A 12,305-nucleotide genomic window follows, 5' to 3' on the forward strand; every position below is an offset into this window, starting at 1 on the left:
GGGGTCAGGTACGCAGGGCGGGATCGGTGCGCAGGCGGGCGAAGGCGCAGAAGAGGCCGAGGGCTTGTAGTGCGGCGCAGGCGGTGATGACGTGGCCCAGTGCGTCGGGTGGGGTGAGGGCGGTGAGTGCGCCGGCGACGGGGAAGGGCAGCAGGAGGATGAGGATGGTCGCCGACAGGGTGCTGCCGAACGTCTCCGCTGGGATCAGGCGGGAGCGCAGGGTACGCAGGACCACCGTCATGCCGCCGTCTGCCGCCATGAGCACCGCGACCAGGACCAGGTAGGACAGGTATTCGGGGGCCTGGGAAGCGGCGAGACAGGCGAGTGAGGCGAGGGCCGCGCAGGTGGCGCCGACCGGCCACAGGCCCAGCCGGTCCAGCGCGAACCGGCAGAGCGTGACGCTGAGAAGTGTTGCGCCGGCGGCTGCGGACCAGACCAGGCCGACGGCAGTGGTGGACTGCCCGAAGCGCTCGACGACGATCACCGGACCGGCCGCTTGGAGGAGCCCGGTGGCCAGGTTGGACAGGGTCAGCCCGGCCAGGAGCCAGCCAAGCGCGGGCAGCGAGCGGATGGTGCGCCACCCAGTGAGGAGACCGGCGCCGGGCCGCCCCTTCGGAGCGCGGGCCGGAGCCACGGGCGAGGGGGGTGTGCTCAGAGCGAGCAGCGCGGCGAGCAGCGAAAGCATGGTGATCACCGCGAGCATCGGCGGCGGCCCGGCGAGCAGGAGCAGTCCGGCGAGCGCCGGGCCGGCCAGCGTCGCGGTCTGGTCGATACCGAGTAGCACGGCCTGGACACGGTGAGCGCGTGCACCTGCCCGGCGGCCGGCGGCGGCGCCAGCGGTCTCGACCGCGATGTAACTGAACTCGGTGAGCACGCCGGTGGCCGCCGCGAGCACCATCACGGTCACGCTCGCCACGGCGCCGGACGGGTGGAGATGGAGAAGGACTGCGCCGACGGCGAGAACCAAGGCGCGTCCCAGGGAGGCGAGGTGGAAGACCACGGATGCCCCGCGCCGGTCGACGACCGATCCGGCCCACCCGAACGCCGCCAGCCGCGGGATCCACTCCAGGGCGAACGCGGCGCCCGTCAGCGTGGCGGAGCGCGTGGTGGCCAGGACCAGCAGCGGAATGCCGTAGGTAGACATCGCGAACGCGAGAGCGTCCGCCGTGCGCGGCAGGTAGATGCCGCGCATCAGCCCGGCGGTGCGGCGTGCATGCCGGGGTGTAACCGCTGCGCTCACACGACCGGCTCGGGCTCGGACACCCGGGTGACCTGGGGGTTGCCGGCCAGCCACTGGATCAGGAGAGCGCGGGGACGGGCAAGGTCTGCCTCGGCCTCGGTGCTGGGCAGCCGCGCGGCGGACGGCCGCGGGAGGCCGTCGGCGCGCTCGGCCGCGAGCGAGGGCGCCAGGAGGTCGAGGACGTGGCGGACACGGTTGCTGAACTCGCAGACCGGTCCCGGGTAGGCGTTGCGTCGACCCCAGCGCGCAGCCGCGTCGTACAGGTCGGCCAACTCCGACCCGGCGTCGGTGAGTTCCAGTCCGGCGCCGGGTGCGGTCCGGACGAGTCCATGAGCGCGGGCCGCTTCGGTAGTCCGGCGCAGTTGGTGCGAGGAAAGGTCGGGGAGGATACCGGCCAGCCGTCGCGGCGGTATCGCCCCGTTGTCGTCGATCTCGGTGACCAGGCGGATCAAGGAGCGAGAGGCCAGCAGCTCGACTGCGTTCCGCACTGCGGCTGTGGTGAAGAGGGTGGTCATCGGCGTGGGCCTCCCGCCGGGACGGCCGCCTTCGGGCGGGCGGCCGTGGCATGGGAGAACAGATCGCGGTTCTGCCAGGCCGGAGCGGATTCGCCTGTCCGGGGTGGGGGGATCGCCGCGGGCGCCGACCGGGACTGACTGCTGACCCACGGCCTCGACGCGGTCTTCGCCAGCGGGTGCCCCCACACCGGATGGTGGGCCGCCTGGTCGATGGGCTGCCCGGCGGACCACGCGGACAGGGCGCCGAGAACGGGGCCCAGGCCGTCGCCCGCAGCGGACAGCCGGAACGGCCGGCCGACTCCCTCGGTGTCGACCAGGCCGTCGGCCACGAGCTGCCGAAGCGGCGGGTACACGTTGGTCCAGTCGCTGCTGGGCATCACGATCCGGGCCAGCGCCCGGCCGCTGACCTCCTTGCGCAACTTCAGCACCCACAGGAGGGCAGCAGCGTGCCGCCGGGTGAGCAGGATGAGGCTGTCCTCGATCTGCTCGATCGCGGGCAGCGGGCGGTCCGCCGTCTCCAGATGCTCCTCGGCCCAGGTGACGATCAGCGGTAGAACCGGCAGCAGGGCAGCACCTCGCTCGGTGTGGCCGTAGGTCACATGACGTGCGGTGTGTTCGGTGCGCTCGACGAGCCCGGCGTCGCACAGCGACTTGAGCTTGGGGTGGAGCTGGCCGTTCTGCAGCCAGGACACCTTGGCCGCCAACTCGCTGTAGCGCAGGGGCGGGCCGGAGAGCGCCAGCAGGATCCTCACGTTCCAGCGCGGGGTGATCATGGCGAGGACTTCGGTGACCCGGGCGATGTCGCTGTCGGTGTCAGGTGGCAGAGCGGTGATGGCCAAGAGAGGAACTCCGGGGAGGGTGAGGGGGAAATCGCTTGCGGGTCAGCGGCTGAGCGCCGTGCTCTGCGCCGCGAGGGGCGGAGCTGGTAGCGGCGGTGACGGTGTCGGCGGGGACGGCGCCGGGGCCGGGACACGGGCGAGGCTTTGCAGGACGGCGGCGACCGACTTGGCCTGGGTGTCGCGGACTGCGACGGCTTCGGCGAGCCGTCGTGCACCGTCGAGCAGGTGGGAGACCTCATGCCGACGGATGTGCCGCTCGGTGTTGATGAGCCGGGCGAGGTGGTCGCGGTGGAAGTCGATGCTGCCCTCGGCGAACGCGAGGTCGTCGTGCATGCCGAGCAGGGCGGAGAGCATGCCGGGCGGCTGGCCCTCGGCGTGGGCGGTGAGGTCGGCGAGCGGTGCGCCGTGCAGGTCCTCGATCCGTCCGGCAATCTCGGTGGACGTGAGGTGGGGCAAGCGGGGCTTTCAGGTTCGGCGGGCCCGGGCCGCCCCGGCACGCGGCGGTGCCGGGGCGGCGGACGGGGGCAGGGTGGCGGTGGCCTTGAGCTGCGTCATGCGGACGGGCCGGGCCTGCTGGTCGGGCGGGGGCATGGTGCGTAGCAGTTCACCGAGAGCTGCGCGGTAGCCGTCGCGGGCGTCGAGCGCGGCCTCGAGCCACTGCGCGTCGGAGCGGAGTTTGTCCGCCGACAGCTCGCCCATGTCGCGGTCCGGGCCCATGTCCGCGTGCACGCGATCGCGGACGCGGGCAACCTGCTCCTCCGTCAGAGCCAGGAACGAACGCAGTTCCAGGGCACGGACGAGGGCCGGAGAGGCATCGTGGCCGACAGCTGCCTCGTGCAGATCGGGGACCGTGCCGCCGAAGACCTTCTGCAGATCGGCGTCCATGGTGCTGGCCTTGACCGGGCTCATCGAACAGCCCTTCCCGCCCGCCACGCCGTCGCCGGCACGGGTGTACCCGCGGGTCGGTGAGGAGCGCCGGTCTGCACCACCGGACCGGTTCGGGGGCGAAGGCGGGCGAGCCGTTCCGACGCGAGGTCCTTCTTGCCCGGAGCGTTCGGGTCGAGGAGCCACCGCACGACCAGGGCCCGGCCGTCGCGGGCGGTGACGGCCACGTTCACGCGGTGGGCGAGACCCATCGTCGGGTCGTCGACCTCGCTGGGCTGGGTTTCCAGCGCAGCGAGGAGGTCGTCCTCCGCGTGATCGAGCACGGACTGGGCCTCGACGAGGAGGCCGTGCCACTTGACGACATCGGTGGCGTCAGGATTCGCCAGCGGCGCGGCGGTGACCGCGGCTTTCAACTGGTCCATGTCCATACCGAAGCGCGCTTCGATCCGTTCGGTGAGCACGCCCACGACATCTTCAGCGTCATCGAATATGCCGTCGGACAAAAGGGAAGCTCCTGTTCTGGAAAGCCGATGCCTGGAGGAAGATGAGAGGGTGGTCGTGCCCAGCGACTCAGCCGCTTTCGGACCACTTGTTGGGGTCTGTCAGTCGAGGCACATCCGGACGTCGCGGTAGACGTACGTGCCGGAGACCCAGCCCTTGACGCCGGTCGTCTTGTCCGTGATGTAGAGCCAGTTGCCGCTCTTCTTGTGCACGGTGAACTTGTGGCTCTTGTAGAGCACTCCGACGGCGGTGGACTTCGTGGTGGCCTTGGACCGGATGGTCACAGCCGACGCGTGGACCGTGTACGGGAGCGGCGGGAGGTCCGGGCAGGGCGCAACGATCGTGGCGGCGGCGGGGGCCGCACTCGCGGGCGCAGTGGACAGCATCGGCAGAGCGAGTGCGCCGAGCATCGCTGTGGATATGGCAATTCGGGTGGAGCGCATGCGAAAGAAACCTCCGTGAAGGCATAGGGATTGCGGGGAAGGCGCCGCGGATGTTGTCTCGGCGGCTGTATAAGAGTCCGGAGAAACGCCGGTTTGGCTAACCGGCGATCGTCGGCTATGTTGCGCCGCTGTAGACGGCGGCGGGGCTCAGCGAGCTCGGCCGGGCGGGCGCGGAACCGAGGACTTCGCCACACCGACTGAGTGGCTGGCTGCAGCTGCCGGGCGGACCGGTGGCAGAGGGTCGGCCTCGCCGGCGATCCGGTCGTCGCACCACTGCAAGGCGTCCTCGACCGTGGCGAAGCCGCCCTCCCGCAGCGTGCGCGTCCAGGCGTCGGTGTCGACCTCCTCGACTATGACGCGGAACGGCGAAGGGGCTCGCTCGTCCAGGGCGCGCAGTGCCACGACGGTCACCATGTCGTCGGGGTCGTCGCAGGTGTAGGAGTAGCCCATGGCGTAGTGGTCGCCGTCGTCGGCGAGGCGTCGCTCCAGCGCTCGTGTGGCCTCGTCCGCCGGCGGTAGGCCCAGCTCGGGGTTGAGGCTGATGGCGTCGCGCGGGCAGCCGCGGTGGATGAGCCAGGACTGCGCCATCGCGGGCAGCGGCAGGGGGGCCTGCTCGAAGGCGAACGTCCGCTTCTCGCGGTCTCGTTGCAGATGTACGGCGAGCACCTGCGGCATGCCGGGGTGTCCCCAGGTAGCGGTGCGGTCGAACAGAACGTAGTAGCTGTGCGCGCCGTTGGGGGTGTGATGTTCGGCGAGGGGGACGAGCATGTCCTCGTGGACGGCGACCTTGCGGTAGAAGTCGAGGTACTTCTCCTCGTCGGCGTCGAAGTCGTCCAACTCGAAGTCGACTTGGGGGATGGACTGCCGAGCCGGCGCCGGTTCGGTGGGGGACAACAAGGGCCTTTCGGTGGAGTTCAGCACCGGTGTGCCGGGGTGGACGGCGGCGTGCCGGGGCGAGTCGGGAGCGTGGGTGCCCGGGTCGTGGGAGTCCGCCGGGCGGCGAACAGCGCGGCACGTCCGGCATCGGTGAGGGCGACCGGCTGGCTGGCGTGCACGGGGTGGCCGGTGTCCCGAAGGCCCAGGCCGGCGTCCTCCAGCCGCTGCAGCCTGGCGTGAGGGATACGGGTCCCGGAGGCAGCGGTCACGGACATCCGTCCGGTCAGCAGGTGTTCGTAGAGCTTGGCGCCGCCAGCGATGGCGAGCAGCGCGGCTTGGTCGTCCGCCGAGAGCTGAGGCGCACGGGGCGTCGAGGCCGTCGCGGCGGCCTCGATGGGCTTCAGGGCGGCGAGCACCTGCCGCGCAGCGGCGTCGCGAGCGCCCGCAGCCTCCTCCAGTTGGTCCACGGTGCGGTTCATGCGCGTGAACAGGGCGTCGTCGACGTCGAACTCGCCGCTGGACAGGCGATTGAGGAGGCGGAGGTAGAAGGTGACGGCGGTCTGGGTCTTGGCCAGTTCGCGGTGCCGGTCTACTAGGTGGGCGTGGGGCTCGTCGAGGACGCCGCGGTCGCGGTAGGTCCACAGGGTGTCGATGTCGTGGCCGGTGACGGCTTCGAGGTGGTGATCGAGCGGGGACACCGCACGCCGGGCTGGTAGCGGCGCGGGTTCAGTGGGCATGGGCGACACTCCGTGCGTCAGCGGGTGTGGTGGTGCGCGGGGTTGTGTGCGGGACGGGGCAGACCCGGCAGTGCGGTGGGCGGTGGACCGGGCCGGGGCGCGGGCGTGCGGGTGGTCAGCTGCGGGGAGCGGGAGCGGGCCGCGTGGGTGCGGGCGCTCAGCGGTCGGCGGGTCATCCCCAGGCGGCGGCCGACCTCGTCGTAGACGTCGTTGCCCGCACGCGGCCGGATGGCAACGACGTGGATGTCCTTCGGGTGCGCGGACTCCGCGGGTGCCGGACGGACGCCGTAGACGACGCGCCAATCCTTCCGGGAGTCCACAAACAGCTTTCGATAGCCCTCCAGGTCGCCGTCGAGGCGTAGCCCGAAGCGCTGCGCGTTCACGACTTCCTGCAGGTAGGCGAGCGTGAGGTCGCGGATATCGCTGGGGGCCTGGAGGAGATCGGTCAGTGCGCGGGGGTCGAAGCTCAGTCCGAAGGCGGGCTGTCCCACTCCCGCGGTCATGACGTCGGCTCGTCCGGCTCGGCGGCGTCGGCGGCTTCCGCCGTGGACGCCGTCTCCGTACGCACGGAGGGCGGCGGGCCGGGCAGAAGACGGTGCGCGGGCCGGTCGGGAGAGGTCATGCACGCCGACAGCGGGCCACCAGGCGCGCGGATCGCCGCAACGGCATGGGTGAGGAAGTCCCGGTGCCACACGAACAGACCGCTCAATCCGGCTTCGGGGTCCTTGTGCTGCTGGTAGGCGAGCCACAAGGCGTGGAGCCAGGCCACGACGTCGTCGTGCTCCTGCCACTGCAGGCACCAGGGCGCCGCGGTGGTGACCTCAGCCCCGTAGACCGGGAGGAAGAAGTCGTCGACCCAGTCGCTGAGCGCGTCGAGTTCGTCCTCGCGCTCCTCTCCGTCCAGCTCCAGGATCGGGCGGGGCTCTGGCGGCGCGGCGGGAGCTGGCCCACCGAGCCCCGGCATGCCGAAGGCCGCGAACGGCGATCCGCCCGGCGCCGGCGAGGACGCGAGATGGTCGAGCTGCTGTGCCTGCTGCGCCGACTGCTCCATGAGCCGTCGGACGCTCGCCTCGATCCCCTCCAACTGCGGGTCCGGGACGCGAACCGGCTCCAATTCCCCGCCGTCTGCGGGGTCTATGGATTCGGGCATGAAAAGTACGGCCTCCTACGAGACGCGAAATGGCAAGTGGGTGGAATCCACGGCGCACGGACCCGCAGGAAAGTTGCACGAACATCCCGGCGGGCTCCGGAGAAACTGGGAGGGTGTGCGGGGCCTCGGAGCGAAATACGGCAGAGTGAATCAGACGGTGAGAACCACGTCGTCCTGGGTGAGGGTTTCGCGGATCGTCTCAGTGAGCCGGTCGGCCGCGATTGACGCGTAGTGCTCAGTCTTCTCCACGCCGATGAAGTCGCGGCCTTCCAGCAGGGCCGCGACGCCCGTGGAGCCGGAGCCGGCGCAGAAGTCGAGAACGGTACCGCCCTCGGGGCTGATCTTGACCAGCTCCCGCATCACCTCGACGGGCTTCTGAGTGATGTGCTGGCGCGCCTTGCCGCTGGGCTGCGAGGCGCTGTAGAGGCCGGGCAGGTAGACAGGGTTGCGGGAGGCGTCGATCGCTCCCTTGGACGCCCAGACGATGAATTCACAGTTCTGGGTGAACCGGCCCTTCTGCGGCCTGGCCTGCGGCTTGTGCCAGGCCAGCACCCCGCGCCACAGCCATCCGGCCGCCTGGATCGCGTCCGTGGTGACGGGGAGCTGGCGCCAGTCGGTGAACAGCAGCGCAGTGCCGCCGGTCTTCGTGAGGCGGTGGGCTTCGGTCATGATCTGCGTCAGCCAGAACCCGTACGACCTTTGGTCCATGTTCTCGCCGGTGAAGTCCGGCAGAGTGTGCTGGGCGTCGGCGGACGTGTACTTCTGCTTCGCGGAGCGGGTGGTGCGCTCCTTCGCGGTCCGCCCACCGGAGTTGTACGGCGGGTCGGTGATGACGGAGTCGACACAACCGTCCGGGAGGCCAGCGAGAACGCTGAGGGCGTCGCCCTGGTGCAGGGAGAAAGGCAAAGAAGAACCCCTATTCGGGTGCGGAATCGCGGAGGGAACTACGCGCCTCGTGCAGAGTCCTCGCGGGCCGGAAGTGGGCATGCAGAAGCCCCGAGCCACAGGCCGAGGAGAGCGAGAGGGAGTCCAAAAACTGTAGAGGCGAAACCGCCGACGACCAAGAAGTGCTGTGCTGGGGTATCGGGTTCCGGCACCTCACGCAGACTTTTTGGTCAACCGCCGATCTGGGCCTACTGTTTTTGAACCGCCCGGCGCACACCGCCGCTGGCTACTCCCGCCACGCCTCACGGAGGTACCCCCTGCCCCGGCACACCTAGCTCACGGCCCGGCCTCGCAGAGCGAGCGGCAACTCGCCCGCGTCGGACCGTCCCGATCGCCCACCCCGGCCGCCGCGGCCTTCCAACACGCTTCGCGCACGCGGCACGCCGGACACCGCACCCCGAAGGACACGTTCATGACGTCTCGTTACCCACCCCTGCCCGACATCGCTGACCGGCGAGCGGTCCGCTCGGGTTGAAGGGGCTCGCCGCCGGTATCGGCGTCGTCTTCCTCTCCCCGATCCTGATCGCTGGCACCGGCATGATGCTGGCCTCCTCCGCCGACGCCGTGCAGAGCAACGGATCCTTCAGCAGCTGCCTGACCGACATCGATACCAACAAGGTCGCCGAGCAGGTCGCCAAGATCCTCGACGGCGCGTCCGGCAAGGACGTCCACGTCGAGGGCCTGGACCTGCCGGCCGAGCAGGTCCCCAATGCGCAGACGATCGTGGCCGCCGGCCTCTCGCTCGACGTCCCCAAGAAGGGACAGATCATCGCGCTCGCCACGGCGATGCAGGAGAGCCGGCTGCGCAACCTGAACTACGGGGACCGCGACTCGCTCGGCTTGTTCCAGCAGCGCCCTTCCCAGGGCTGGGGCAGCGCCCAGCAGATCCGCGATCCGGTATACGCCTCCGAGCAGTTCTACAAGCACTTGCTCAAGGTGAGCGGCTGGCAGCAGATGGCCGTCACCCAGGCCGCCCAAGCCGTGCAGAAGTCCGGGCTGCCGGACGCGTACGCCCGGTGGGAAAACCTGGCCACCGCATTGCAGGCCGCCATCGCCAAGACCTTCCCAGGCGGCGCCAACGACACGGATGGCAAAGACGCAGACCAGGGCAAGCAACCGTCGCCCGGCACCACCGGCTGCGCTCCGGATCAGGACGGCTCCGGCTTCGGCCGCATCCCCGAGGGGAGCGTCCCCAAGGGCTACAAGATCCCCAAGGACGCCGATCCGAAGGCGCGCAAGGCCATCACCTGGGCGATGCAGCAACTCGGCACGCTCTACCAGTGGGGCGGCTCCTGCACCAACGCGCATGGTCCTGACCCCATGGGCCGCTGCGACTGCTCCAGCCTGATGCAGCAGGCGTACGCCCATGCCGGCGTCACCCTCACCCGCACCACGTACACGCAGGTCAGCGAGGGCAAGGCGGTCTCGGCCGCCCAACTCAAGCCCGGTGATCTGGTCTTCAGCCGCGGCACTGCCGCCCGGCCCGAGCACGTCGGCATGTACATGGGCGAGGGCGTCGTGATCGAGGCGCCTCGCACCACCAAGCCGGTCCGGATCACCCCGATCAAGGACTGGACGATCCTCGCCGCCCGCCGGGTCCTCTGACGCCGCCCCGGGCGGGGCTGCCGCCGCGGCCACTTCCGCGCCCCACGCGCACCTCCCTCTCCGCTTTCCCCTTCCCGCCGGCCCTCCCCTGGCCTGCGTATGCAAGGAGCCCCGCCACACCTATGTCCGTCCCTCTCGCAGACCGCGTCATCGAGCTCGCCTACGACCCAGGAATCTCACCCAGGGGCGGTGGCCTGCCCGGCCTGAGCGTGCTGAAGAACGTGGTCAACAGCATCAACATGTTCGGGATCATCGCCGTCGTCGGCGCCCTCGCCGTCTCACTCGGCGTATGGGCCTGGGGACACCACACCGGTGGCCACCAGGCCGAAGCCAACGGCAAGAAGGGCGCGGTCGTCGCCGCCGGCGCCGCCCTCGGCCTGGGCGCCGCGAACGGAATCGTGGCCTTCTTCTCCGGCCTGGGATCGCAGGTGTCTTAATGAAGAAGTCAAGCCACCTGCGCAACCGGCGGACCGGAGTCATACGGCCGCCCATCACGCAACATCGCCCACAACACACCGACTCGGCGCCGGGCCAACGCGAGCACTGCCTGGACGTGCGTCTGGCCCTCGGCTCGTTTCCTGAGGTAGTACTCACGCGACAGGCCGGGCCTCATCATCGCCGCCTGCGCGGACAAGTAGAAGATGTGCCGCAGCCGCCGGTTGTAGCGCTTCGGCCTCTGGAAGTTGCCGGTCCGGCGGCCGGAGTCGCGCGGAACCGGCGCCAGCCCGGCGTGCGACGCCAGACGTCCAGCGTCGGCGTACCCGGACAGGTCGCCGACGATCGCCACGAACTCCGCACCGAGGATCGGGCCCATGCCCGGCATCGATTCGATGACCGCGGCACGCTCGTCCGTGCGGAAGACCTCGCGGATCTCCCGCTCGGTCTCCTTGATCTGCTCGTCCACTTCCAGGAGTTGGCGGGCGATGACGCCCACCAGCCGTGCTGCCCGGTCCTCACCGGGCAGCACGGTGGCCTGGGACCGAGCCGCCTCGACAGCTCGGTCGGCAACAGCGTCGGCCTTGCGGACGCTCCGGCGCCTGAGCCAACTGGCAAGTTTGGTGCCGATGCGGCGCAATGCGGCCGGCGTCTGATATTCGGTGAGCATGGTGACCGCGCCCTTGGAGGCGGAGTAGTCGAAGGCCCGCTCAAGGGCGGGGCTGATGCCCACCAGGGTGTCCCGCATCCGGTTGATCAGCCGCACCCGGTCGGCTATCAGATCAGCTCGGCGCGCAGTCAGCAGCTGGAGCCCAGCCACCTGCTCGTCCGGGAGGCTGAGCGAGGCGAAGTCCCGTCGCAGCCGGGCGGTATCGGCGATGACCAGCGCGTCCTTGGCGTCGGTCTTCCCCTCGCCCCGGTAAGCCGCCGACATCCGATGGACGGTGCGTCCGGGGATGTAGACCACGCTCTGGCCATGCCCGATCAGCAGGGCCAGGAGCAGCGTCGAGGCCCGGCCGGAGATGTCCACCGCCCACGACACCACGTCGGCCGCTTCGCACACCGCCGCGATCAGTTCCAGGATCTCGGTCTCGTCGTTGACGACCTTCCGGGACAGCACCAACTGACCGTCGGCGTCGATGGCCGTAGCCCAGTGGTGAGCCTTGCCGGCGTCGATCCCGACCCAAATGCGCGCGCTGCGATCCGTCACTCGAGGTGCTCCGTTCCTTCGTGCCCGGCATTCACGCGGCCCGAGGAACACTCCGCCGACAGGACCCTCAAGAGCGATCTTCGCAGTTCTCAATCACCAGTCGGAGCGTCCCGGAAGACCAGGCGGCCACACCTGCGTAGCCATCAGCGGCATCCACTGATCAGCCATACCTGGTCCTCCCGGACCTCCAACATTCTGAGGGTCCACTAATGCGGAAACGATTCCCCGCCTTCTCGCTGTCCTCGTACGGCACGAGCTGGTCAGCCAACCGGCGCATCGCAATCGTCGCCGCTGCCGTCGCCGCCCTGCTCGCCATCGCCGTGGTCGTCGCCCTGCTGACCGGCGACAGGAACGGCCACCAACTCCCGGCCGCCACTGCGCCCGCCCCGACCGGCAGCCCGATCGCCTCCGCAGCCGCACCGAAGCCTTCCTCCGGATCCGGTTCCGTGCCTAAGCCTCCGCAGATCGCCGAGCCGGTCGCCTACGCCAAGGCGGCTGCCCGGATGCTGTGGTCCTACGACACCCGCGACACCAGCCGCGACCAACAGCTCGCCGGCATGCGCGCCTGGATGACCACCGAGACCAAGTACGCCGACTGGGCCTCGGTCTCCAGCCAGGTTCCCGATCCGCTGCTGTGGTCGCGGATGGCAGACCAGGACCAGCACGCCACCGCCGGCGTCACCGAGGGCCACTACCCCTCCGCGTTCAAGCAGGCCCTGGCCGACGACCCGTCCGCGATCACCGAGGCGTACATCTACGTCGTCACCGTCAACGGCAAGCAGACGCTCAGCTGGAAAAAGGGCGGCGGCGGGGCCGAGGAACGCGCCGTGACCCTCGCCGTGCAGTGCCGCCCGAATCACGACTGCACCCTGGGCGCCATCGCTCCGAGTGTCACGCAGTGACCCGCGCCTGAGACAAGAAAGG

The 12,305-nt window shown here is 70.1% G+C and carries 16 protein-coding genes; 3 read left to right on the forward strand and 13 right to left on the reverse strand.

Annotation, left to right across the window (positions count from 1 at the left end):
• Positions 1–4: 4 nt before the first annotated feature.
• The 12 genes from ABT254_RS38840 to ABT254_RS38895 all read right to left on the reverse strand — a co-directional run bounded on the left by ABT254_RS38840 (position 5) and on the right by ABT254_RS38895 (position 8,092).
• Entirely contained in the window at positions 5–1,240 is a 1,236-nt protein-coding gene (locus ABT254_RS38840; RefSeq protein ID WP_351481305.1) for an MFS transporter, read from the reverse strand.
• Positions 1,237–1,755, reverse strand: coding sequence for a regulator (locus tag ABT254_RS38845; RefSeq protein ID WP_351481307.1), 519 nt, complete (start codon positions 1,753–1,755; stop codon positions 1,237–1,239). Before ABT254_RS38845 ends, ABT254_RS38840 begins: the two co-directional genes overlap by 4 nt.
• Positions 1,752–2,594 carry a winged helix-turn-helix transcriptional regulator gene (locus ABT254_RS38850; RefSeq protein WP_351481310.1) on the reverse strand — a complete coding sequence of 281 codons (843 nt, stop codon included), beginning with the start codon at positions 2,592–2,594 and terminating at the stop codon, positions 1,752–1,754. The genes ABT254_RS38845 and ABT254_RS38850 overlap by 4 nt, the downstream gene beginning before the upstream one ends.
• A 42-nt stretch (positions 2,595–2,636) precedes the next feature.
• The gene (locus tag ABT254_RS38855) at positions 2,637–3,050 is read right to left on the reverse strand and encodes a hypothetical protein (protein WP_351481313.1); all 414 of its coding nucleotides are present in this window, start codon (positions 3,048–3,050) and stop codon (positions 2,637–2,639) included.
• A 9-nt stretch (positions 3,051–3,059) separates the two neighbouring features.
• Positions 3,060–3,503, reverse strand: a complete 444-nt coding sequence (locus tag ABT254_RS38860) for a hypothetical protein (protein ID WP_351481315.1) — start codon at positions 3,501–3,503, stop codon at positions 3,060–3,062.
• Positions 3,500–3,982 (reverse strand): hypothetical protein, encoded by a 483-nt coding sequence (locus tag ABT254_RS38865; RefSeq protein ID WP_351481318.1) that lies wholly within the window; start codon positions 3,980–3,982, stop codon positions 3,500–3,502. Before ABT254_RS38865 ends, ABT254_RS38860 begins: the two co-directional genes overlap by 4 nt.
• Before the next feature lie 99 nt (positions 3,983–4,081).
• Positions 4,082–4,390 carry an SH3 domain-containing protein gene (locus ABT254_RS38870; RefSeq protein ID WP_351481528.1) on the reverse strand — a complete coding sequence of 103 codons (309 nt, stop codon included), beginning with the start codon at positions 4,388–4,390 and terminating at the stop codon, positions 4,082–4,084.
• A gap of 180 nt (positions 4,391–4,570) precedes the next feature.
• Positions 4,571–5,320 carry a hypothetical protein gene (locus ABT254_RS38875; RefSeq protein ID WP_351481321.1) on the reverse strand — a complete coding sequence of 250 codons (750 nt, stop codon included), beginning with the start codon at positions 5,318–5,320 and terminating at the stop codon, positions 4,571–4,573.
• 17 nt (positions 5,321–5,337) lie between these two features.
• Entirely contained in the window at positions 5,338–6,036 is a 699-nt protein-coding gene (locus tag ABT254_RS38880; protein WP_351481324.1) for a hypothetical protein, read from the reverse strand.
• A 17-nt stretch (positions 6,037–6,053) separates the two neighbouring features.
• Complete coding sequence (locus tag ABT254_RS38885; RefSeq protein WP_351481327.1) at positions 6,054–6,539, reverse strand: hypothetical protein; 486 nt, start codon at positions 6,537–6,539, stop codon at positions 6,054–6,056.
• Complete coding sequence (locus tag ABT254_RS38890) at positions 6,536–7,087, reverse strand: DUF4913 domain-containing protein (RefSeq protein ID WP_285513053.1); 552 nt, start codon at positions 7,085–7,087, stop codon at positions 6,536–6,538. The genes ABT254_RS38885 and ABT254_RS38890 overlap by 4 nt, the downstream gene beginning before the upstream one ends.
• Before the next feature lie 249 nt (positions 7,088–7,336).
• Entirely contained in the window at positions 7,337–8,092 is a 756-nt protein-coding gene (locus ABT254_RS38895; protein ID WP_351481330.1) for a DNA-methyltransferase, read from the reverse strand.
• A 510-nt stretch (positions 8,093–8,602) separates the two neighbouring features.
• Here ABT254_RS38895 and ABT254_RS38900 point away from each other — a divergent pair.
• Positions 8,603–9,736, forward strand: a complete 1,134-nt coding sequence (locus ABT254_RS38900; protein WP_351481333.1) for a C40 family peptidase — start codon at positions 8,603–8,605, stop codon at positions 9,734–9,736.
• Between the two features lie 122 nt (positions 9,737–9,858).
• On the forward strand, positions 9,859–10,173 hold the full coding sequence (locus ABT254_RS38905) for a DUF6112 family protein (RefSeq protein ID WP_351481336.1): 315 nt from the start codon (positions 9,859–9,861) through the stop codon (positions 10,171–10,173).
• A gap of 8 nt (positions 10,174–10,181) precedes the next feature.
• Here ABT254_RS38905 and ABT254_RS38910 read toward each other — a convergent pair whose 3' ends face one another.
• A complete protein-coding gene (locus ABT254_RS38910) occupies positions 10,182–11,381 on the reverse strand; it encodes an IS110 family RNA-guided transposase (protein WP_351481339.1) in 1,200 nt (399 codons plus the stop codon).
• Between the two features lie 209 nt (positions 11,382–11,590).
• Between ABT254_RS38910 and ABT254_RS38915 the strand changes: the two genes are divergently transcribed.
• Positions 11,591–12,283 (forward strand): hypothetical protein, encoded by a 693-nt coding sequence (locus ABT254_RS38915; RefSeq protein ID WP_351481342.1) that lies wholly within the window; start codon positions 11,591–11,593, stop codon positions 12,281–12,283.
• The last annotated feature ends 22 nt before the right edge of the window (positions 12,284–12,305 follow it).

Origin of the sequence: Streptomyces sp. NPDC001137, assembly GCF_040298885.1 — a bacterium.
Lineage (GTDB): Bacteria > Actinomycetota > Actinomycetes > Streptomycetales > Streptomycetaceae > Streptomyces.

Excerpts from the sequence above, each read along its gene's own strand:
- ABT254_RS38845 (WP_351481307.1), bottom strand. The coding sequence starts at position 1,755 with ATGACCACCCTCTTCACCACAGCCGCAGTGCGGAACGCAGTCGAGCTG.
- ABT254_RS38860 (WP_351481315.1), bottom strand. The coding sequence starts at position 3,503 with ATGAGCCCGGTCAAGGCCAGCACCATGGACGCCGATCTGCAGAAGGTC.
- ABT254_RS38870 (WP_351481528.1), bottom strand. The coding sequence starts at position 4,390 with ATGCTCGGCGCACTCGCTCTGCCGATGCTGTCCACTGCGCCCGCGAGT.
- ABT254_RS38880 (WP_351481324.1), bottom strand. The coding sequence starts at position 6,036 with ATGCCCACTGAACCCGCGCCGCTACCAGCCCGGCGTGCGGTGTCCCCG.
- ABT254_RS38885 (WP_351481327.1), bottom strand. The coding sequence starts at position 6,539 with ATGACCGCGGGAGTGGGACAGCCCGCCTTCGGACTGAGCTTCGACCCC.
- ABT254_RS38890 (WP_285513053.1), bottom strand. The coding sequence starts at position 7,087 with ATGGAGCAGTCGGCGCAGCAGGCACAGCAGCTCGACCATCTCGCGTCC.
- ABT254_RS38905 (WP_351481336.1), top strand. The coding sequence starts at position 9,859 with ATGTCCGTCCCTCTCGCAGACCGCGTCATCGAGCTCGCCTACGACCCA.
- ABT254_RS38915 (WP_351481342.1), top strand. The coding sequence starts at position 11,591 with ATGCGGAAACGATTCCCCGCCTTCTCGCTGTCCTCGTACGGCACGAGC.